Below are 20,837 nucleotides of genomic sequence, written 5' to 3'. Positions count from 1 at the left end.
TTTGCAGCACTCGACGCGCTGGTGCCGAGGATTGTCCTTAGCGTGAAGTCATGAACGACACGCCGCGCATTCGGACTGTTCTGAGCTGCACTCTTCTGGCCCTCACCGTCACCGCGGGCGCCGTCGCCTGTGCGGGCCCGGACGGCCACCCGCTGTCGGCGAGGGCCTACGACGCGGCCGACCAGGTCGCGGTCAGCGCTCCCGCCGACGGTGCCAAGGCGGACCCGGAGAAGCCCCTGGAGGTCACCACCAAGGGTGACGACGGGCGCATCACCGACGTCACCGCCACCGACGCCTCGGGCCGCCATCTGGCGGGCGAACTCACCGCGGACGGGCAGCGCTGGCGCTCCACGGCCTCCCTGGCGGCCGGAGCGACCTACACCGTCCGGGTCGCGACGGAGGACGAGGACGGCGCCCCAGGTGCCCGTACGTTCACTTTCGAGACGGCCCCGGCCAAACGGGCGCTCACCGCGACCTTCGGGCCGGAGGCGGGCACCTACGGCGTCGGACAGCCCATCACGGCCGACCTCAGTCTCGCCGTCAAGGACCGCGCGTCACGCGCGATAGTCGAGCGGGCCCTCAAGGTCCGTTCCACGCCCTCCGTCGAGGGCTCCTGGTACTGGGTGGACGACAAGAAGCTGCACTTCCGCCCGAAGGAGTACTGGCCCGCCGGGGCGCGCGTCACGGTGACCGGCAACCTGGACGGTCTCAAGGTCGGCGACAAGCTCTACGGCGGCGCCTCCGCGCCGCTGAAGCTCACCATCGGCGACCGGATCGAGGCCGTCGCGGACGCCGGGTCGCACTACATGACCGTTCGGCGCAACGGAGAAGTGATCAATACCATTCCGGTGACCACCGGCAAGCCGGGCTTCTCCACCCGAAACGGCATCAAAGTGATCCTCGGCAAGGAGTACTACGTCCGGATGCGGGGCACCAGCATCGGCATCGCGGAGGGCAGCTCCGAGTCGTACGACCTGCCCGTCTACTACGCGACCCGGGTCACCTGGAGCGGCGAGTACGTCCACGCCGCGCCCTGGTCCGTGGGCTCCCAGGGCGTGGCGAACGTCAGCCACGGCTGTGTCGGCATGTCGACCGGCAACGCGGCCTGGTTCTACGAGACCGTCCGCGCCGGCGACATCGTCCGCGTCGTCAACAGCTACGGCAACACGATGGACACCTTCGGCAACGGCTTCGGCGACTGGAACCTGGAGTGGGCCAAGTGGCGTCAGGGCAGCGCCCTGGTGGAAGCCACCGGAAGCCCGGTCGCCACCACCGAGAAGGCCCGCCTCAGGCCGTCGATCTGATCAGCTCACGCGTCGATCGACAGGCGCGAGCGGATCAGGGCCGCCAGGGACGCCGCGAACTCGACCGGTTCGACCGGAAGGGTGACAGCGGCGTCCGCGCGGCTCCAGGTGGCCAGCCAGGCGTCCTGCGGGCGTCCGATGAGCAGCAGCACGGGCGGGCAGTGGAAGACCTCGTCCTTGATCTGCCGGCAGACGCCCATGCCGCCGGCGGGCACCGCCTCGCCGTCCAGGACGCACACGTCGATGCCGCCCTCGTCCAGACGCTTCAGGACCGCGGGAAGCGTCGCGCACTCCACGAACTCCACCGGGGGAACGTCGGACGCGGGCCTGCGCCCGGCCGCCAGCCGTACCTGCTCGCGGGTGTTCGCGTCGTCGCTGTAGACCAGGACCGTGGCACTCGACTGCATCGTTCCTCCGGCTGGGAAGGCGGGTGGTCGTCGTCGACCGATGCGCGGATGCTACTCCGGTCCACACTCCGTCAACACCCGTTCAACACCTGTTCGAAGGGTGCCGGGGGAGCCTCGGGCTGGGCCGTTCGGGCCTGACACACCCCTCTGACACTCCGAACGGCACCCCCCGGAGTGAGGGCGGGATAAGCGACCGACATAATGTCGGTCGTGGCGACAGTAACGACAGTAGAAACAGGGCACGCGCACCCGTCGGTCAATCGACCGAACCTCACCAGCGTCGGAACCATCATCTGGTTGAGCTCCGAGCTGATGTTCTTCGCGGCCCTCTTCGCGATGTACTTCACCCTGCGATCAGTGATGGGTGCCGAGTTCTGGGCGGAAAAGGCAGATGCCTTGAACTTCCCGTTCTCGGCGACCAACACCACGATCCTGGTGCTCTCCTCCCTCACCTGCCAGCTCGGCGTCTTCGCCGCCGAGCGGGGCGACGTGAAGAAGCTCCGGTCGTGGTTCATCATCACGTTCGTGATGGGTTCGATCTTCATCGGCGGGCAGGTCTTCGAGTACACCGAGCTGGTGAAGCACGAGGGCCTCTCGCTCTCGTCGGACCCGTACGGCTCCGTGTTCTACCTGACCACCGGCTTCCACGGCCTGCATGTGACGGGCGGACTCATCGCCTTCCTGCTGGTCCTCGGCCGGACGTACGCCGCCAAGAGGTTCACTCACGAGCAGGCAACCGCCGCCATCGTCGTGTCCTACTACTGGCACTTCGTCGATGTCGTCTGGATCGGCCTCTTCGCCACGATCTACATGATCAAGTAATCGGCGCCGCCGTCACGGCGGACCGAGACATCCAGCAAGCATCGACGCAGAAGATCCTGACACCGGGGTAATCCGTGAAAAAGCTCTCCGCACGACGACGCCATCCGCTGGCGGCGGTCGTCGTCCTACTTCTCGCGCTGGCGGCCACTGGGGGGCTGTACGCCGCGTTCGCGCCCGCGGGCACGGCGAAGGCCGATGAAACCGCCCAGTCCCTCGCCATCGAGGAGGGCAAGAAGCTCTACTCCGTCGGCTGCGCCAGCTGCCACGGAACCGGCGGTCAGGGCACCACTGACGGCCCGTCCCTCGTAGGCGTCGGTTCGGCCGCCGTCGACTTCCAGGTCGGCACGGGTCGCATGCCGGCCCAGCAGCCGGGCGCCCAGGTCCCGAAGAAGAAGGTCATCTACTCGCAGGCTGAGATCGATCAGCTCGCGGCGTACGTCGCCTCTCTCGGTGCCGGCCCGATCACGCCGACCGAAAGCCAGTACAGCCCTGACGGTGCCGACATCGCCAAGGGTGGCGAGCTGTTCCGCACCAACTGTGCCCAGTGCCACAACTTCACCGGTGAGGGTGGCGCGCTGACCTACGGCAAGTACGCCCCCAGCCTCGAAGGCGTGAGCCCGAAGCACCTGTTCGAGGCCATGCAGACCGGCCCGCAGAACATGCCCTCCTTCCCGGACTCGACGATGCCGGAGAAGGAGAAGAAGGACATCATCGCGTACGTCCAGGCCGTCAACGGTGACAAGGCCGACAGCCCGGGCGGTCTCTCGCTCGGTGGCCTCGGTCCCGTCTCCGAGGGCCTGTTCGCCTGGGTCTTCGGCCTGGGCGCGCTGATCGCAGTTGCCATCTGGGTCGCGGCCCACACCGCTAAGGCCAAGAAGTCATGAGTAGCCAAGAGATTCCAGAAGAGAACCTGCCGGCAGGGCAGGACACCGCGCACGGCGCGGTGATGGTCGCCGACGACCCGTTCGCCGACCCGGGCCTCCCGCCCCACAAGCCCCGCATCCAGGACATCGACGAGCGGGCCGCCCGTCGGTCCGAGCGCGCGGTCGCCTTCATGTTCACGCTGTCGATGCTGGCCACCGTCGGCTTCATCGCCTCGTACGTGATCTTCCCGGTCGACAAGATCGTGTACATCTGGCCCTTCGGCCGGGTGTCCGCGCTCAACTTCGCGCTCGGCTGGACCCTCGGTCTCGCCCTCTTCTTCATCGGCGCGGGCGCGGTCCACTGGGCCCGCACCCTGATGTCCGACGTCGAGATCGCGGACGAGCGTCACCCGATCGCGGCCGACGCCGAGACCAAGGCGAAGGTCATGTCGGACTTCGCGGCCGGTGCCGCCGAGTCGGGCATGGGCCGCCGCAAGCTCATCCGCAACACGATGTTCGGCGCGCTGTCGCTGGTACCGCTCTCCGGCATCGTCCTGCTGCGTGACATGGGCCCGCTGCCCGAGAAGAAGCTCCGGACCACCATGTGGACCAAGGGCCTTCAGCTCATCAACATGAACACGCACGAGCCGCTTCGTCCCGAGGACGTCGCGGTCGGTTCGCTGACCTTCGCGATGCCCGAGGGCCTCTCGGAGCACGACCACCACTTCCAGACCGAGATCGCCAAGGCCGCCCTGATGATCGTCCGGATCCAGCCGGAGGACATCAAGGACAAGCGCGAGCTCGAGTGGTCGCACGAGGGCATCGTCGCGTTCTCGAAGATCTGCACCCACGTGGGCTGCCCGATCTCCCTGTACGAGCAGCAGACGCACCACGTCCTCTGCCCGTGCCACCAGTCCACCTTCGACCTCTCCGACGGCGCCCGCGTCATCTTCGGCCCGGCCGGTCACGCCCTCCCGCAGCTGCGGATCGGCGTGAACGACAAGGGCTTCCTGGAGGCGCTCGGCGACTTCGACGAGCCCGTCGGTCCTTCCTTCTGGGAGCGCGGATGAGCACCGTGACCGATACCAAGAAGGCACCCGCCGGTGAGCGGGTGGCCGACTGGGCCGACGGTCGCCTGGGGATCTACACGCTGGCCAAGGCCAACATGCGGAAGATCTTCCCGGACCACTGGTCCTTCATGCTGGGCGAGATCTGCCTCTACAGCTTCCTCATCATCATCCTGACGGGCGTCTATCTGACGATGTTCTTCCACCCGTCGATGAACGAGGTGGAGTACGTCGGACCGTACGTCCCGCTCCAGGGACAGCTGATGTCCGAGGCGTTCAACTCGACCATGCACATCTCGTTCGAGGTGCGCGGTGGTCTGCTCATCCGGCAGATCCACCACTGGGCGGCGCTGATCTTCCTCGCCGGCATGTTCGTGCACATGATGCGCGTGTTCTTCACGGGTGCGTTCCGCAAGCCCCGTGAGATCAACTGGCTGTTCGGCTTCCTGCTGTTCTTCCTGGGCATGTTCACCGGTTTCACCGGTTACTCGCTCCCGGACGACCTGCTCTCCGGCACCGGTGTCCGCTTCATGCAGGGCGCGATCCTGTCCGTGCCGGTCATCGGCACGTACCTGTCGATGTTCCTGTTCGGCGGGGAGTTCCCCGGCGGCGACTTCGTGGCCCGGTTCTACTCGGCCCACATCCTGCTGCTGCCCGGCATCATGCTCGGCCTCGTGGTGGCCCACCTCATCCTGGTGTTCTTCCACAAGCACACGCAGTTCGAGGGCCCCGGCCGCACGAACAAGAACGTCGTGGGCATGCCGCTGCTGCCGGTCTACATGGCCAAGGCCGGAGGCTTCTTCTTCCTGGTCTTCGGTGTCATCGCGGTCATCTCCGCGATCGCCTCGATCAACCCGATCTGGGCCCTCGGCCCGTACCGCCCGGACCAGGTGTCCACCGGCGCCCAGCCCGACTGGTACATGGGCTTCGCCGAGGGTCTGATCCGTGTCATGCCGGGCTGGGAGATCAACCTCTGGGGCCACACGCTGGTCCTCGGTGTGATGATCCCGCTGGCGATCTTCCCGGCGGTCCTCGCGGCGATCGCGGTGTACCCGTTCATCGAGTCGTGGATCACCGGCGACAAGCGCGAGCACCACATCGCGCAGCGCCCGCGCAACGCTCCGACGCGCACCGGTTTCGGTGTCGCCTGGATCACCGCGTACATGATCATGCTCGTGGGTGGTGGAAACGACCTCTGGGCGACCCACTTCCACCTGTCGCTCAACTCGATCACCTGGTTCGTGCGGATCTTCTTCTTCGTCGGCCCGGTCATCGCGTTCATCGTCACCAAGCGGATCTGCCTCGGCCTCCAGCGCCGCGACAAGGAGAAGGTGCTGCACGGTCGCGAGTCCGGCATCATCAAGCGCCTGCCGCACGGTGAGTTCGTCGAGATCCACCAGCCGCTCAGCCAGGGCGAGCTGCACCGCCTCACGGCGCACGAGCAGTACGCCGCCGCGGAGCTTCCGCCGGCCGTCGACGAGAACGGTGTCGAGCGCAAGATCGGGCGCATCGAGAAGCTCCGGGTCAAGCTCAACAAGGGCTACTACGCGGACGACAACCAGGTCGCCAAGCCCACGGTCGAGGAGTACAAGGAGATCCAGAGCGGCCACGGCCACCACTGATCGCCTGAACCCCCGACTTTCCGGAAAGTCGCCACGGTGAGAGCCCCGTCCATTCGATGGACGGGGCTCTTCGCCGTCCCCGGGGGTCGATAGGGTGGGGCCGTATCCACTACGGACTGACCAGGAGCTGCCATGAGCGCTGCGACCCCCGCTGGAGGACCTACGTCGGCGGGCCGCTCCTGGCCCGTCGTGCTCGAAGGTCTGCTCACCGGCCGCGACCAGAGCGCCGAGGACACCGCCTGGGCGATGGACCGGATCCTGCGCGGCGAGGCCACCGACGCCCAGATCGCCGGCTTCGCGGTCGCCCTGCGTGCCAAGGGCGAGACCGTCGACGAGATCACCGGCCTCGTCCGCACCATGTACGAGCACGCCAACACGATCGACGTGCCCGGCCCCTCCGTCGACATCGTCGGCACCGGCGGCGACGGCGCCAAGACCGTCAACATCTCCACGATGTCCGCGATCGTCGTCGCCGGCACCGGCGCCAAGGTCGTCAAGCACGGCAACCGGGCCGCGTCCTCGGCCTCCGGCGCCTCCGACGTCCTGGAGAAGCTCGGCGTCAACCTGGAGCTGACCCCGCGGCGGGTCGCCGAGGTCGCCGAGGAGGCCGGGATCACCTTCTGCTTCGCGGTGAAGTTCCACCCGGCGCTGCGGCACGTCGCCGCCGCCCGCAAGGAGCTGGGCATCCGGACCACCTTCAACTTCCTCGGTCCGCTCACCAACCCGGCCCGGGTCAGGGCCCAGGCCACCGGTGTCGCCGACGCCCGGATGGCCCCCATCATGGCCGGGGTGCTCGCCGAGCGCGGTTCCTCCGCGCTGGTCTTCCGCGGCGACGACGGTCTGGACGAGCTGACCACCACGGCCACGTCGCGGGTCTGGGTGGTCCGCGACGGCTCGGTGCGGGAGGAGGCCTTCGACCCCCGGGACGTCGGCATCGACCTCGTCCCGGTGGAGGCCCTGCGCGGCGCCGACGCCTCCTTCAACGCCGACGTCGCCCGCCGGCTGCTCGCGGCGGAGACCGGTCCGGTCCGGGACGCCGTGCTGCTCAACTCCGCGGCGGCGCTGACCGCCCTCGCGCCGGGGGAGGGCACCCTGGTGGAGCAGATCCGCGCGGGCATCGAACAGGCCGCGGAGGCGATCGACTCCGGTGAGGCCCGCCGGGCCCTGGAACGCTGGGTCGCCGTCAGCAACGCCTAGCGTTCCGCGCGGGATTCACCCCGACCCCGGTCCAGCATGCGGACCGGGGTCTTGCGCTTCGGCGATCATGTGGCAGGATGCTCTACAGGTCACGAGTGACAGCGTTTTGGCCCCGGCTTGCTGTCCGGCAACCCTCCGTCCGTGGCGGGGTGCCCCGGGTGATGACCAGGCCGTAGGCAGCGAGGTCTACGGCAAGCGCGGACCCCTCGAACACCAGGGGTCCTGGTCTCTCGAGGAGCTTTTTCCGTGAGCAAGCGAATGCGATAGGGCGAATACGCCCCCACTTCACCCTCGGATCAGGGTCACTTTCGCGTACCCCCATGTCTTCCGAGGCATCACCCGTACCCCGCCGTACTCGGCCGCGTACGGGATCACCGAAGCCATTCCGCACCGCCCGCCGGGAGATACCGCCATGTCCGCACGCCCTGACGTCGCCACCGCCACCACCGTCGCCGCCGCCGAGACCGTCGCCGCCGTCGAGACCGTGACCGCCGAGTCCGCCGACCCCTGCTGCGCCGCCCCGCTGCCCGTCCTCGGCCGGGACGTCACCGTCCCGCTCGTCACCGGCGGCGAGGTGACCTACGCGGCGCTCGACTACGCGGCCAGCGCACCGGCCCTCCAGCGGGTCTGGGACGACGTCGCCGCGTACGCCCCCTACTACGGCAGCGTCCACCGCGGCGCCGGCTACCTCTCCCAGCTCTCCACCGACCTCTTCGAGAACAGCCGGGTCACCGTCGCCGAGTTCCTCGACTGCCGCCCCGGCGACCAGGTCGTCTTCACCCGCTCCACCACCGACTCGCTCAACCTGCTCGCCGCCACGCTCCCCGCCGGTTGCGAGGTCTTCGTCTTCGAGACCGAGCACCACGCTTCGCTGCTGCCCTGGAGGGACGCCCGCGTCACCTACCTCAACGCGCCGCGCACCCCGGAGCAGGCCGTCGCCACCCTGGAGCACGCCCTCGCCGACCGCGACCCGTACGGTCCCGCCCTCGTCTGCGTCACCGGCGCCTCCAACGTCACCGGTGAGCTGTGGCCGGTGAAGGAACTCGCCGCCGCCGCCCACGCCCACGGCGCCCGGATCGTGCTCGACGCCGCCCAGCTGGCGCCCCACCACCCGGTCTCCGTGCAGGAGCTCGACGTGGACTGGATCGCCTTCTCCGGGCACAAGCTCTACGCGCCCTTCGGCTCCGGCGTCCTCGCGGGCCGCGCCGACTGGCTGCAGGACTCCGAGCCCTACCTCGCGGGCGGCGGCGCCTCCCGCAAGGTGGCCCGCCGGGCCGACGGCGGTGTGGACGTGGAGTGGCACACCACCGCGGCCCGGCACGAGGCCGGCTCCCCGAACGTCATCGGCGTGTACGCGATCGCCTCCGCCTGCAAGGCTCTCACCGAGGCGGGCTTCGACTCCCTCGTCGAGCGCGAGCGGCACCTGATCGCCAAGGTCCGGGAAGGTCTCGCCGAGGTTCCCGAGGTCAGGGTGCTCTCGCTGTTCGGCGACGACGCCCCCCGGGTCGGCGTCATCTCCTTCGTCGTGGAGGGCTGGAACAGCTCCCACTTCGCCGCCGCGCTCTCCGCCGAGTACGGCATCGGCGTCCGCGACGGTCTCTTCTGCGCCCACCCGCTGGTCCGCACGCTGCTCGGCAGCGACCCGCAGGACCCGGGCGAGTGCGGCGCCCCCGAGGCGGCCCCGGGGGAGCGGTCGCTCAACGCCATCCGGGTGAGCTTCGGAGCCGGTACGCCCGACGAGCACGTCGAGCGGTTCGTCGGCGCCGTGAAGGAGCTCGTCCGGGACGGCGCACAGTGGAAGTACCGCACCGAGGACGGCCGCTGCGTCCCGGACCGCGGCTGACGGCTCACTCGTACGGGTGAAGGGGGCCTCCCCGGTCGGGAGGCCCCCTTCACCCATGCCGCGGAGGAGTCTCAGGACTCCAGGCCGATGGCGAAGGCCGCCTCCAGATCGTGCTGGGAGTACGTACGGAAGGCGACATGCGTGTCCGTGGCCTCGACGCCCGGGATCTTGCTGATGCTGCCGGGGATCACGTCGGCCAGGTCGTCGTGGCGGGGCACGCGGACCATGGCGATGAGGTCGTAGGTGCCGGTCACCGAGAACACCTCGCTGACGCTGTCGAGCGAGGCGATCGACTCGGCGATCTCGGGGATGCGGTCCACGCTGGTCTTGATGAGCACGATCGCGGTGATCACGGCTGGCTTTCTCCCTCGGTCGCCGCGGCTTGGGCTTTCACTCTATCCCCACCCCGGTAGCGCCCCCAGGCGTAGAGGAAGCCGACGGAGAAGCCCACCACGTGGGCCAGATAGGCGACGCCGGGACCGGCGCCCGCGGCCCGCGCGGCCAGCCACTGGAGCACGAACCAGAAGACCAGCACGATCCAGGCGGGAAAACGCAGCGGCAGGAAGAAGAGGAAGGGGAAGAGACTGGTGACGCGGGAGCGCGGGAAGAGGAAGAGAAAGGCCCCGAGCACCCCGGAGATCGCCCCCGACGCCCCGACCAGGGTCTGCTCGCTCTCGGCGTGCGCCGCCGCGTACCCGAGCAGCGCGAGGTAGCCGGTGCCCAGGTAGAAGAGGGCGAACCCGACCGGTCCCATGCGCTCCTCGGCCATCGCCCCGAAGACGTACAGGAACAGCATGTTTCCCAGCAGGTGGAGCCAGCTGCCGTGGACGAACAGCGCGGTGAGGGGGGTGAGCAGGGCGCGGGGCTCGCCGCTCATCAGCTCGGTGGGGACGACGCCCCAGCGGCGGAAGTACACGCCCTGCGCCGCGAGGAGCTGGTCGCCCGTGCCGTACACCGGGTTGAGTCCGGAGACCGGGCCGATCGCGAAGAGCAGACAGCAGGCGGCGATCAGTCCGTACGTCACCTTGGGTCCGCCGCGTGTGCCCCGCCAGACACCGCGGGCCGAGCCGCGCCAGTCGATCATGGACAGATCATGGCGTACCGGGGCCGAACTGGACAGAGTGCCTCGCCGTGCCCCGGGGTACCGGTGAGGCCGTAGGGTAACGGGCAGTACGACCGCAGTTCGACGGCGCACCGCGGCTCCCGCACCTGGTACCACGCAACAGGAAGAAGGACGGCACGATGACGACGGTTCCCCTGCCGACCGCCGAGACCCGCTGGCGCTGCACGCTCTGCGGCAACCTGACCCGTTTCGATGTGACGCGCTCCTCCAAGGTCGTGGAGTACGTCCATCTGGACCTCGCCGGAGACCCGACGGTCGAGGAGCGGCAGGTGGTCAGTGAGACCATCGAGTCGGTCCGCTGCCGCTGGTGCAACGCGGTGGATCAGATCGAACTGGTGGACAGGCCGGGCGCCGCCTCCTGAGGGACGGCGCGGAAGACATAGGGGTGACGGATCGTGGAGCAGCCCGCGCACGGTGGAGAGCCGGCCGGCGCGGCAGGTGACGCTGCCGAGACGCTCGACCACCCACTGCCGGAAGGCGTACGGCGGCGGGTCGTCGCGCTGGTCGCCGACGCCTTCGGCGGGCTGACCGTCGCCGAGCTGCCCGCACCCCTGAGGCAGTACGCCCGGTTCACCGCCAGCCGGCGGGCCAAGTTCGCCGGCAACGCGATGGCGGCGGCCCTGGAGAGCGATCCGCTGTTCCGGCAGCGGATCGGCGAACGGTTCAAGCTGGCCGAGCCCGAACTGGCCGGAGCCGTCGAGACGGGCACCCCGCCCGCCGCCGCCGACCCCGTGGACGTGGCGGCGGCCGCCTATGTGCTGCGCCCGGCCGGCTGGGTCAAGCTCGTGGCCGCCGCGGGCGAGGAGGCCCAGCGCGTCGACGCCGAGCGGGCCGACGAGGCCGGCCGGCGCGAACTGGAACGGCTGCGCGAGGAGCTCGCCACCGCCCGGGACCGCTCCCGGGGCGAGACCGAGCAGTTGCGGCACGACCTGGAGACGGCCCGGAAGGAAGCGGAATCGCTTCACCGCAAGCTGCGCAGCGCCCAGAGCGATGTGAAGCGCGGCGAGGCGGCGCTGCGCCGTCTCCAGGGCGAGATCGACGCCGCGAAGGCGGAGGCGGCCGCCCAGGTGTCGGCCGCCGAGAGCGAGAGCCGGCGGCTCAAGGCCCGCCTCGGCGAGGTCGAGTCGGCCCTGGAGGCGAGCCGCAGGACGGCCCGCGAGGGGCGCTCGGTGGAGGACATGCGGCTGCGGCTGCTGCTCGACACCGTTCTCGACGCGGCCCAGGGGCTGCGCCGTGAACTCGCGCTGCCTCCCGTGTCGGTGCACCCGGCGGACACCGTGGACGCCGTGGAGCCGGGGCGGATGTCCCCGAAGGACATCGCGGCGCGGGCGCTCTCCGAGACCGACCCGGCGCTGCTCGACCAGCTTCTGGCGCTGCCGCAGGCCCATCTGGTCGTCGACGGCTACAACGTCACCAAGACCGGCTATCCGACGATGCCGTTGGAGAAGCAGCGGCTGCGGCTGCTCGGCAGTCTGTCGGCCCTCGCGGCCCGCTCGGGCGCCGAGGTCACCTGTGTCTTCGACGGGGCGGAGCTGGCGGCGCCGGTGCTGCTCGCGCCGCCGCGCGGGGTCCGGGTGCTGTTCTCCAAGCCCGGCGTGACGGCGGACGAGTTGATCCGCCAGCTGGTACGGGCGGAGCCGCCGGGCCGCCCGGTCGTCGTGGTGTCCACCGACCGTGAGGTGGCCGACGGGGTGGCGAAGGCCGGTGCTCGGCCGGTGGCGTCCGCCTTGTTGCTGAAGCGGCTTTCGCGGCTCTCGTGACGCATCGCAACTCCTGGGCGGTATGCCCGAATTCTGGACGGCAGATCGTCAAGTACTCATCACTGCCCGTGCGATGCGTGTAAATAATGTGGTGCGTGGGAGATATTTTTGCCAGTGGGATTTGAACTGATCACAACTTGGTCACTAGGGTCAGGCTTCGAACCTTCGCGCGGTTGATCACCCATCCGGGGTGGCGGCGGAGGAACCGCCTGCCCCTTACCGGTTGGGCGGCTCTGAGGAAGAAGGAGCTCGCCTTCGTGGCGTCCCACCGTCGACCCAAGCAGCCGAGCCGCATCCGCGTGACCGTGCTCACCGCGACCGCGGCAGCCGCCGTCGCTCTCACCGCCCAGACCGGTGCCCAGGCGGCCCCCGCCAAGCCGAACATCGACGAAGTCAAGTCGAAGGTCGACAAGCTGCATCACGAGGCCGAAGAGGCCACGGAGCAGGCGAACCTCGCCGAGGAGCGCCGCGGCAAGCTGCAGAAGGAGATCGGCAACCTCCAGGACAAGGTGGCCCGCGGTCAGCAGGAGCTCAACACCCTGCGCGACCAGATCGGTTCCGTCGCCAGCGCCCAGTACCGCTCCGGCGGCATCGACCCGGCGCTGCAGCTCTTCCTCTCCGCCGACCCGGACACCTACCTCGACAAGGCGTCCGCGATCGACCAGCTGAGCGCCCAGCAGGCCGACGTGCTCACCTCGATCCAGGCCAAGCAGCGCACGCTCGCGCAGCAGCGGGCCGAGGCCACCACGAAGCTGGCCGACCTCGAGGACGTCCGCAAGACCCTCGGCGCCAAGAAGAAGATGTACCAGGGCAAGCTGGCCGAGGCCCAGAAGCTCCTCAACACGCTCACGGCGGCCGAGAAGGCCAAGATCGCGGCGGAGGAGCGGGCGAAGGAGCAGCGGGCCAGCCGCGACGCCGGCGAGCGCCTGGACCTGGGCAAGGAGGTCCCCGCGAACGGCTACGGAGCCGCCGCGCTCGCGGCCGCCGACACCCGGGTCGGCATGCCGTACGCCTCCGGCCACGAGGGCCCCTCGTCGTTCGACTGCTCGGGTCTGACCCAGTGGGCCTACGGCAAGGCCGGTGTCGACCTCAGCCGCGTCACCTACACCCAGCAGAACGACGGCGTGAAGATCGGCCGCAGCCAGCTCAAGCCGGGCGACCTGGTCTTCTTCAACGGCCTGTCGCACGTGGGTCTGTACGCGGGCAACAACACGATCCTGCACGCCCCCAAGCCGGGCGCCAACGTCCGCTACGAGTCCATGAGCTACATGGGCACGTTCCAGTTCGGCGTCCGCATCGGCGGCTGATCCGCCACGACGCGACCCGCGCCGCCGTGCCGCCCAATCGGGTGGTTCGGCGCGACGCAAGCTGACCTGACGCCCCGCCGGTGACCTGTGATCTCCGGCGGGGCGTCACTTTGTGTGTCCGGCGGCTTCGTTGGACGCGGAGTGATCAGCGGCTACTGTCTGCCGCGCCAGTCTGCGTCGAGCCGAACGGAGCGCGATTCGTGGCGTCCCACCGCCGACCCGCCAGGGTCACCCTCCTCACCGCCGCCGCGGCCACCGCGGCGGCGTCCCTCGGGGCCGTCCCCGCGAGCGCCGATCCCGGGGCCGGACCCGCGGCCACCCGCGCCACGGTCGACCGCCTCCTCGAGGAGGCCGAGAAGGCCACGGAGGGCTACAACCGGGCGGACGAGAAGGCGGACGCGCTGCGCCGGACGGTCTCCCAGGCCCAGGACGGCCTCGCCCGGGGCCAGGAGCGCATCAACCGCATGCGGGGCGCGCTCGGTTCGGTCGCCGGCGCCCAGTACCGCTCCGGCGGCATCGACCCCGCCCTCGCCCTGCTGCTCTCCTCCGACCCGGACACCTATCTCGACCGGGCCTCCGCCCTCGACCGGGTCACCGCCCGGCAGGGCGCCGCGCTCGGCGAACTCCGCCGGGAGCAGCGCCGGCTGGACCAGAAGCGGTCCGAGGCCCGTACGGCCCTGGTCGAGCTGGAGCGCAGCAGGGCCGAGGTCGCCCGCCACAAGCGCGCCGTCGAGCGGAAGCTCGCCGAGGCCCGCCGGGTGCTGGCCAGCCTCACCGCCGAGGAGCGGGCGGACTTCGACCGGGCCTCGCGCGCCGGCGGACGGGCGGAGGAGCTGCCGCCCATGGCCGATGTCCCGGCGGGTTCCTCGCGGGCCGCCGCCGCGGTGATCGCCGCCCGCAGCGCGGTCGGCAAGCCGTACGTGTGGGGGGCGACCGGCCCGTCCGCCTTCGACTGCTCGGGCCTGATGGTCTGGTCGTACGGGCGGGCCGGCATCAGCCTGCCGCGCACCTCCTCGGCACAGCGCCACGCGGGCCGTCAGGTGCCGCTCGCGCAGGCGCAGCCGGGGGACCTCGTCACCTACCGGGGCGACGCCAGCCATGTCGGGATCTACGCGGGCAACGGGCAGGTCATCCACGCCCCCTACCCGGGTGCGCGGGTCCGCTACGACCCGGTGAACATGATGTCGCACGTGACGGTGACCCGGGTCTGACCCGGTACCGGAAGCAGGCCGCGCCGTTCCGACCGTACGATCGGAGGCGTGGCAGGTCAGGGGTGTGGAGCGCGACGGCCGGCGACGGCCTGCCTGCTGGCCCTGCTGCTGGTGCTCACGGGGCTCGTCGGCTGCGGTGCGAGGACCGGGCCGGCGGACACCGCCTCCCGCGAGATACAGACGCTGCTCGACCGGCAGGCCAGGGCGCTCGTCGACCGCGACCAGCCCGGCTATCTGGCCGCCGTCGACCCGGCGTACGCGCAGAGGGCCCTCACCGTCTTCCGGCGGCTCGCGACGGTCCCCGTCGACGGCTGGACCTACCGGGTCACCGGCGTCGACCGCACCGCGTCCGACCGGGTCACCGCCCGCGCCGAACTCGGCTACCGGCTCCGGGGCCACGACAGCCGCCCCGCGACGGGCGCCCGGGTCCTCGACCTCACCGAACGGGACGGACGCTGGTACGTGACCGGGGACCGCCCCGCGGAGGGCGCGCCCCGGCACCTGTGGGAGCAGGGCGACGTCGCGACCGTCCGGGGAGCCCGCTCGCTCGTCCTCGGTGTGGGGCAGAGCCCCGAGCGGCTCCGGGAGATCGCGGCGGCGGCCGACCGGGCGGTCCCCGTCGTCTCCGCCGCCTGGCCCGCCGCCTGGGCCCGTCAGGTGGTCGTCCTCGTCCCCGGGACGCTGACGGGCATGGGAGAGCTCCTCGGGGCGCCCGGGGCCTCCTACCGGGGCATCGCCGCCGTCACCACGGGGGAGATCCGCGGCGGCGCGGACGCCCCCGCGGACCGGGTGATCGTCAACCCCGACGCGTACGGGGTGCTCGGCTCGTTCGGCCGGCAGCTGGTCCTCACCCACGAGACCGTCCATGTCGCCACCCGCGCCGCCACCACCCCGTCGACCCCGGTCTGGCTCTCCGAGGGCTTCGCCGACTGGGTCGCCTACCGGGACGCCGGCCGCACCCCCGCCCAGGCGGCGCCCGAACTGCGCCGCGCGGTCCTCGCGGGCGAGCTGCCCGCCCGGCTCCCCGGCGACCCCGACTTCGCGTTCGGGGGCGACGCGGAGGCGCTCGCGCGGGCGTACGAGGGTGGCTGGCTGGCCTGCGCGCTGATCGCGGACCGCTGGGGCGAGGGGGAGCTGCGGGACTTCTACCGGGCCGTGGGCGCGCACCCGGGCCGGGAGGGCGCGGTGGAGCGGGCGCTCCAGGAGGTGCTCGGCACCACCCCGGAGGAGTTCACGGCCGACTGGCGCGCGTATCTGAAGGAGCGGCTCGGATAGGCCGTGGAGGGGCCGGCGGTGTGCCGGTCCGCTCCCGGGCCGGCCCGGCCCGCCGGGTCAGCTCTCCAGGTGTGCGACGGCCTCCGCCAGCCAGGCCTTCTCGGCCGCGCCCGTCGCGCGGGCGATCCGCAGCATCCCCCGGCGGAAGAGGTCCGGTTCCCGCTCGGCGCTGACGGGGGTCCCGTCCTCGTAGAAGAAGCTGGCCGGGGTGTTCAGGAACTCCTGGCGGCGGCGGAGCACGGCCGCCTGGTCCGCCCGGTCGGGGAGCCGGCCGAGGAAGGCGAGCAGGGTGAAGAAGCGCTGGCCGTCGGTGATCTCGGCGTCCTTGGGGGTGCGCAGCCGGGCGAGCAGCTCCCGGCGGCCCTCGGGGGTGAGGGAGAGCGTCCGGCGCGGGGCGGCGCTCGCGCCCGGCTCCGTACGGCTGTCGACCAGGCCGTTCTTCACCAGGCGGGTGATGGCCGGGTAGAGGGCGCCGTCGCTGACCGGGCGTACATGGCCGCTGAGGCCGTGGATGCGCTCCTTCAGCTCGTACCCGTGCAGCGGTTTCTCGTACAGGAAGCCCAGGATCGACAGTTCCAGCACCGGGCGGTCTCCTTCGTGCTTGTTGTCGGACCGGCCGCCATGCTATCTCTTTTCGAGGTGCCTCGAATCGAGGTATATCGAAAAGAGGGGGGCCTCGTTCCATGTCCGCGCACCGCCGCACACTCGTCCGGCTCGCCCGCCCCGTCTATCTCGAACTTCTCGCCGGAGTCGCCGCCGGCATCATCAACATGGTCTGGGTCGCCCGGCTCGGCGGGGACGCCGTCGCCGCCGTCGCCGTCGCCACCAACGTCGAGAACCTGCTCCTCGGCGTCGTCCTCGTCGCCGGCTCCGGCACCACCGTGCTCGTCGCCCGCGCCCGCGGCGCCGGCGACCCGGCCGCCGTCCGCTCCGCCGTCCGCGGCGGAGCCGCCCTCGGAGCGCTGCTCGTGCCGCCCGTCGCCCTCGGCGGACTCCTGCTGCGCGAACCGCTCGCCGCCCTGCTGCTCGGCGGCCCCGACCACCCCGCCCACGCCCTGGCCGCCGCCTACTTCGCGATCTCGCTCCCCGGCACGGCCGTCTTCTTCGCCACGAACGTCCTCGACGGGATCCTCAAGGGCGCGGGCGACACCCGCACCCCCATGCGGCTCGCCTTCCTCGCCAACGGACTGATCCTGGTCCTCGACCCCCTGCTCATCCACGCCTGCGGAGTGCGGGGCGCCGCCCTCGCCACCGTGGCCGGCCGGACCGTCGCCCTCGCCGCCGGGCTGCTCGTCCTCCACCGCGAGCCCCTGCTCAAGGCCGCCCGCGCGGTCCGCCCGGCCGAGGGGACCGCCGCCGCCCTGCGCCGTACCGCACGCACCGGACTGCCCATGGGCCTCGACTTCACCGTCCGGATGGCGGGGGCCCTCGCGCTCGTCTCCGTCGTGGCCCGGCTCGGCGTCACCGAGATCGCCGCCTACGGCATCGCCACCAAGGCCATGTACGTCGCGACCATGGCCTTCTACGCGGTCCGGCAGGCCGCCGCCATCCACAGCGCCCATCTGCTCGGGGCGGGCCGCGACGAACGCCGGGCCGTCGGACGGCAGGCCCTGCTCCTCGGCGGCGTCCTCGGCACGGGGGCTGCGGGGCTGCTGCTCCTCGGCGCGGGACCCGTCATGCGGGCCTTCGGCGCCGAACCGGCGGTCGCGGAGGCGGGCGCGCTCTTCCTGCGCTGCCTCGGCCCCCACCTGCTGCTCATGGCCGGCTCCATCGCGCTCGCCGGAGTCTTCGAGGGCACCGGCGCGAGCCCGTACCTCGCCCGGATCACGGTCGGCGGCGTCCTGGTCCAGCTGCCACTCGCGTACGGCCTCTCAGGCCTCGGGCTGCCCGGCATCTGCCTGGCGATGGCCCTGGCCACGGCCACCCAGTGCGCGGCGCTCGGCCTGCTGTACCGGCGGACCCCCGGGGCGCCTCAGCGCGAGGCCGACAGTGCCTTCTCGCGCTCCGGATGAACCGCCTGCGCGGGCACGACCGCCTTCTCGGCGAGACGGGGCTCCGTCACCGTCTGGCGCCACAGCACACGGCAGGCGATCAGCGTGGCGGCGATCAGCAGACCGTTCCGGGTGAACAGCACCGCGATGCCCAGCGGATCGCTCCGCGTCACGTGCGAGAACCACACCGGGAACTCGAACTGCGTCACCGCCGTCGCCCACACGACCAGATGCACCGGCCGCTCCATCCGGCTCGACCGGTACGCGAGACAGACCGCCGCCAGACCGACCAGCCACAGCATGTACTGCGGCGAGAGCACCCGGCTCGTCGTCGTGAACAGCAGCACCGCCACGAACGCCGCGTCCGCCACCGTCGACGAGGTGAAGCGGCGCGCCTTGAAACGCCACAGCAGCAGCCAGCCGAAGGCCGCGAAGGTGAGCGCCATCGCGGCCGTCGAGACCGTGGAGACGTACGGACCGAGGAACTCGATCGAGCCGTAGTTCATCCGCGCCTCCCCGGACCAGCCGAGGTGACGGGCCACATGGAAGACCATCGAGCCCAGCGACTCGACCTCCGTGCCCCGATCGCGCTGGAACGAGAGGAAGGCGAGCGCGCCCGGCATCCACAGCACGCAGAACAGCAGCACGGCGGCCGCCGCGCCCACCGCCGCCGGCCAGGAGCGGAACGTCGCCCGGCCCTTCGGCGTGCCCGCGAGCAGCAGCACCGGCCACACCTTCAGGACCGCGCCGAACCCGGCGAGCGCGCCCAGGACCCGCGGACTCCGGCCCGCCGCGAGGAGCGCCGCCACCGCGACCGCGGTCACCATCACGTCGTACCGGGCGTAGGCCGTCGGGCCGAGCAGCGGGACACCCGCGATCCATATCCAGGCACCGCGCGGCGAGCGGCCGGCGCGGCGGCCGGTGTGGAGGAGCAGCCCGAAGACGAGCGCGTCACAGAGGAAGGCGAGGACGAAGAAGGCGGCCGAGTAGCCGAGGAACGGCAGCAGCCCCGGGGCGAGGATCGCGAACGCGGCGGCCGGCGGGTACTGCCAGGTCACGTCGTCCAGCGGATAGGTGCCGGTCCGCAGGACCTCGTACCAGCCCTGGTAGATGTCCTCGATGTCGAACGTGATGTCCGGTCCGGGGATCACCACGACCTTGAAGACGCACAGCAGCAGGATGATCCGGGTCAGTGCCCAGAGGGCGACCGGGAGCCTCTGACCCGTGCGGAACCACTTCCCCACTGCGCCCGTCATCACTGTCTCGTCCTTCTCGCGTCGGCCCCGCTCACGCGGGGGAGTGGTGGTGCTGGGCGGTGGGTGCGCTCGCGGTAGATTCGGCCACGATGCACAAGACCCTGATCGTAACCAACGACTTCCCGCCGCGTCCCGGCGGAATCCAGGCCTTCCTGCACAACATGGCGCTCCGCCTGGATCCCGAACAGATCGTGGTCTACGCCTCCACCTGGAAGCGCAGCCGCGAAGGGATCGAGGCGACAGCCGCGTTCGACGCCGAACAGCCTTTCACGGTCGTCCGGGATCGCACCACCATGCTGCTGCCCACTCCTCGGGTCACCGCCCGCGCCACCGCGCTCCTGCGCGAGCACGGCTGCGAGTCCGTGTGGTTCGGCGCGGCCGCCCCGCTCGGTCTGATGGCCCCCGCGCTGCGCGGGGCGGGCGCCCGCCGGCTCGTCGCCACCACGCACGGGCACGAGGCGGGCTGGGCCCAGCTGCCCGTCTCCCGCGCGCTGCTGCGGCGGATCGGCGAGGGCACGGACACGATCACCTACCTCGGCGAGTACACCCGCTCCCGGATCGCCGCGGCCCTCACGCCCGCCGCCGCCGGTCGAATGAGGCAGCTCCCGCCCGGCGTCGACGAGAAGACCTTCCACCCCGACTCGGGCGGCGCCGAGGTCCGCGCCCGCCTCGGGCTCAGCGACCGCCCGGTGGTCGTCTGTGTCTCCCGGCTCGTCCCGCGCAAGGGCCAGGACACCCTCATCAGGGCCATGCCCAGGATCCTGCGACGGGTGCCGGACGCGGTCCTGCTGATCGTCGGCGGCGGCCCGTACGAGAAGGACCTGCACCGCCTCGCCGCCGAGACCGGCGTGGCCGGATCCGTACGCTTCACCGGCGCCGTCCCCTGGTCCGAGCTGCCCGCCCACTACGGTGCCGGCGACGTCTTCGCCATGCCCTGCCGCACCCGCCGCGGCGGACTCGACGTCGAGGGCCTCGGCATCGTCTACCTGGAGGCCTCGGCCACCGGCCTCCCGGTGGTCGCGGGCGACTCCGGCGGCGCCCCCGACGCCGTCCTCGACGGCGAGACGGGCTGGGTCGTCCGGGGCGAGTCCGCCGAGGACACCGCGGACCGCGTCAGCACCCTTCTCCTGGACCCCGAGCTCCGCGCCCGCATGGGCGAGCGGGGCCGCGCCTGGGTCGAGGAGAAGTGGCGCTGGGACCTCCTCGCGGAGCGTCTCAAGGAGCTGTTGTAGCGGTCGGCCGCCGGGTCATGACGTAGGTGCTGCCCGCGTCGGGGTCGCCGACGAAGAAGAACAGCACGAGGCTGCGCCGCTCGTCGCGGTCCACGTAGAAGCGCCAGCTGTAGGTGGTGGGCGGGTCCCCGCCGTCCGGCGGGGGCATGGTGGCGTCGGCCCGCCGGTCGACCCCGGCGCGTGCGGTGAGCTCCAGGCGCAGCCGCTGCCCGTCGGGGGTGTCGAAGAGGGACCAGGCCCCCTTGCCGGAGAGCCGCCACCCCTCGTCGAAGTCGAAGTCCCGGCCGTCGAGCCGGGTGACGGTCGCCGTCCCGTCCGGGCGCAGCGTCATCGCGGTGCCCTCGACGGACTCCCAGACCCCGGCGGCCTCGGCCGCCGTGGCGTCGTGGACGCCCGTCCCCCCGTAGTACTGGGCCGGGCCGGCGAGGCAGCCGGTCAGGGTGATGAGCAGGGCCGCCACGGCCCCGTATCCCCGCAGCCCGCGGAGCGCGTTTCCCCTCGTGATCTTCACGGGAGCATCCTGACACATGGAATTGAACACGTTCAATGAATTTGGG

The 20,837-nt window shown here is 71.3% G+C and carries 20 protein-coding genes and 1 riboswitch; of the genes, 14 read left to right on the top strand and 6 right to left on the bottom strand.

Translation table 11 applies throughout. The features are described from left to right. Positions 1–50 precede the first annotated feature (50 nt). Positions 51–1,304 carry a L,D-transpeptidase gene (locus IE311_RS07010; protein ID WP_189830688.1) on the top strand — a complete coding sequence of 418 codons (1,254 nt, stop codon included), beginning with the start codon at positions 51–53 and terminating at the stop codon, positions 1,302–1,304. Between the two features lie 5 nt (positions 1,305–1,309). Here the strand turns inward: IE311_RS07010 and IE311_RS07005 are convergent, their stop codons facing one another. After that, positions 1,310–1,711, bottom strand: a complete 402-nt coding sequence (locus IE311_RS07005; RefSeq protein WP_189830687.1) for a response regulator transcription factor — start codon at positions 1,709–1,711, stop codon at positions 1,310–1,312. Between the two features lie 201 nt (positions 1,712–1,912). Here IE311_RS07005 and ctaE point away from each other — a divergent pair, with 201 nt between their 5' ends. The 6 genes from ctaE to IE311_RS06975 all read left to right on the top strand — a co-directional run bounded on the left by ctaE (position 1,913) and on the right by IE311_RS06975 (position 9,125). After that, positions 1,913–2,533 carry an aa3-type cytochrome oxidase subunit III gene (ctaE, locus tag IE311_RS07000; protein WP_189830686.1) on the top strand — a complete coding sequence of 207 codons (621 nt, stop codon included), beginning with the start codon at positions 1,913–1,915 and terminating at the stop codon, positions 2,531–2,533. A gap of 74 nt (positions 2,534–2,607) precedes the next feature. After that, positions 2,608–3,417 (top strand): cytochrome bc1 complex diheme cytochrome c subunit, encoded by an 810-nt coding sequence (gene qcrC / locus IE311_RS06995; RefSeq protein ID WP_189830685.1) that lies wholly within the window; start codon positions 2,608–2,610, stop codon positions 3,415–3,417. After that, positions 3,414–4,466 carry a cytochrome bc1 complex Rieske iron-sulfur subunit gene (qcrA, locus tag IE311_RS06990; protein WP_189830684.1) on the top strand — a complete coding sequence of 351 codons (1,053 nt, stop codon included), beginning with the start codon at positions 3,414–3,416 and terminating at the stop codon, positions 4,464–4,466. Before qcrC ends, qcrA begins: the two co-directional genes overlap by 4 nt. Next, positions 4,463–6,085: a cytochrome bc1 complex cytochrome b subunit gene (qcrB, locus tag IE311_RS06985; RefSeq protein WP_189830683.1), complete on the top strand. Its 1,623-nt coding sequence runs from the start codon at positions 4,463–4,465 to the stop codon at positions 6,083–6,085. The genes qcrA and qcrB overlap by 4 nt, the downstream gene beginning before the upstream one ends. A gap of 132 nt (positions 6,086–6,217) precedes the next feature. Further along, on the top strand, positions 6,218–7,282 hold the full coding sequence (trpD, locus tag IE311_RS06980) for an anthranilate phosphoribosyltransferase (RefSeq protein ID WP_189830682.1): 1,065 nt from the start codon (positions 6,218–6,220) through the stop codon (positions 7,280–7,282). Positions 7,283–7,369: 87 nt separating this feature from the next. Beyond that, a riboswitch (SAM riboswitch) is annotated at positions 7,370–7,486 on the top strand. Positions 7,487–7,694: 208 nt separating this feature from the next. Further along, positions 7,695–9,125 (top strand): aminotransferase class V-fold PLP-dependent enzyme, encoded by a 1,431-nt coding sequence (locus tag IE311_RS06975; RefSeq protein WP_189830681.1) that lies wholly within the window; start codon positions 7,695–7,697, stop codon positions 9,123–9,125. Positions 9,126–9,196: 71 nt separating this feature from the next. On the opposite strand, the gene IE311_RS06970 is transcribed toward IE311_RS06975, so the two are convergent. Further along, a complete protein-coding gene (locus IE311_RS06970; RefSeq protein WP_189830680.1) occupies positions 9,197–9,478 on the bottom strand; it encodes an Lrp/AsnC family transcriptional regulator in 282 nt (93 codons plus the stop codon). Then, positions 9,475–10,209 (bottom strand): rhomboid family intramembrane serine protease, encoded by a 735-nt coding sequence (locus tag IE311_RS06965; RefSeq protein ID WP_189830679.1) that lies wholly within the window; start codon positions 10,207–10,209, stop codon positions 9,475–9,477. Before IE311_RS06965 ends, IE311_RS06970 begins: the two co-directional genes overlap by 4 nt. A 158-nt stretch (positions 10,210–10,367) precedes the next feature. Between IE311_RS06965 and IE311_RS06960 the strand changes: the two genes are divergently transcribed. The 5 genes from IE311_RS06960 (at position 10,368) to IE311_RS06940 (ending at position 15,801) form a co-directional block, all read left to right on the top strand. Next, positions 10,368–10,610, top strand: coding sequence for a hypothetical protein (locus IE311_RS06960; protein ID WP_017238847.1), 243 nt, complete (start codon positions 10,368–10,370; stop codon positions 10,608–10,610). Positions 10,611–10,643: 33 nt separating this feature from the next. Then, positions 10,644–12,008, top strand: a complete 1,365-nt coding sequence (locus IE311_RS06955; RefSeq protein WP_189830678.1) for an NYN domain-containing protein — start codon at positions 10,644–10,646, stop codon at positions 12,006–12,008. 257 nt (positions 12,009–12,265) lie between these two features. Next, positions 12,266–13,315 (top strand): C40 family peptidase, encoded by a 1,050-nt coding sequence (locus IE311_RS06950; protein ID WP_189830677.1) that lies wholly within the window; start codon positions 12,266–12,268, stop codon positions 13,313–13,315. Positions 13,316–13,515: 200 nt separating this feature from the next. After that, positions 13,516–14,526: a C40 family peptidase gene (locus IE311_RS06945; protein WP_189830676.1), complete on the top strand. Its 1,011-nt coding sequence runs from the start codon at positions 13,516–13,518 to the stop codon at positions 14,524–14,526. Positions 14,527–14,574: 48 nt separating this feature from the next. Further along, positions 14,575–15,801 carry a hypothetical protein gene (locus tag IE311_RS06940; protein WP_189830675.1) on the top strand — a complete coding sequence of 409 codons (1,227 nt, stop codon included), beginning with the start codon at positions 14,575–14,577 and terminating at the stop codon, positions 15,799–15,801. Positions 15,802–15,858: 57 nt separating this feature from the next. On the opposite strand, the gene IE311_RS06935 is transcribed toward IE311_RS06940, so the two are convergent. Further along, positions 15,859–16,383 (bottom strand): PadR family transcriptional regulator, encoded by a 525-nt coding sequence (locus IE311_RS06935; protein ID WP_189830674.1) that lies wholly within the window; start codon positions 16,381–16,383, stop codon positions 15,859–15,861. Between the two features lie 101 nt (positions 16,384–16,484). Here IE311_RS06935 and IE311_RS06930 point away from each other — a divergent pair, with 101 nt between their 5' ends. Continuing rightward, the gene (locus tag IE311_RS06930) at positions 16,485–17,813 is read left to right on the top strand and encodes an MATE family efflux transporter (RefSeq protein WP_189830673.1); all 1,329 of its coding nucleotides are present in this window, start codon (positions 16,485–16,487) and stop codon (positions 17,811–17,813) included. On the opposite strand, the gene IE311_RS06925 is transcribed toward IE311_RS06930, so the two are convergent. Next, a complete protein-coding gene (locus IE311_RS06925; RefSeq protein WP_189830672.1) occupies positions 17,774–19,048 on the bottom strand; it encodes a glycosyltransferase family 87 protein in 1,275 nt (424 codons plus the stop codon). The two genes, IE311_RS06930 and IE311_RS06925, sit on opposite strands and share 40 nt — an antisense overlap. 89 nt (positions 19,049–19,137) lie before the next feature. On the opposite strand from IE311_RS06925, the gene IE311_RS06920 reads away from it, so the two are divergent. Continuing rightward, positions 19,138–20,280 carry a glycosyltransferase family 4 protein gene (locus tag IE311_RS06920; protein WP_189830671.1) on the top strand — a complete coding sequence of 381 codons (1,143 nt, stop codon included), beginning with the start codon at positions 19,138–19,140 and terminating at the stop codon, positions 20,278–20,280. On the opposite strand, the gene IE311_RS06915 is transcribed toward IE311_RS06920, so the two are convergent. After that, positions 20,264–20,791, bottom strand: a complete 528-nt coding sequence (locus IE311_RS06915; protein ID WP_229901758.1) for a hypothetical protein — start codon at positions 20,789–20,791, stop codon at positions 20,264–20,266. The two genes, IE311_RS06920 and IE311_RS06915, sit on opposite strands and share 17 nt — an antisense overlap. Positions 20,792–20,837 lie beyond the last annotated feature (46 nt).

This window comes from Streptomyces zaomyceticus, from assembly GCF_014656215.1.
In the GTDB taxonomy this organism is placed as follows: domain Bacteria; phylum Actinomycetota; class Actinomycetes; order Streptomycetales; family Streptomycetaceae; genus Streptomyces; species Streptomyces zaomyceticus.
Note: the sequence above shows the minus strand (reverse complement) of the source record. Positions and strands in the feature narration are given on the sequence as shown.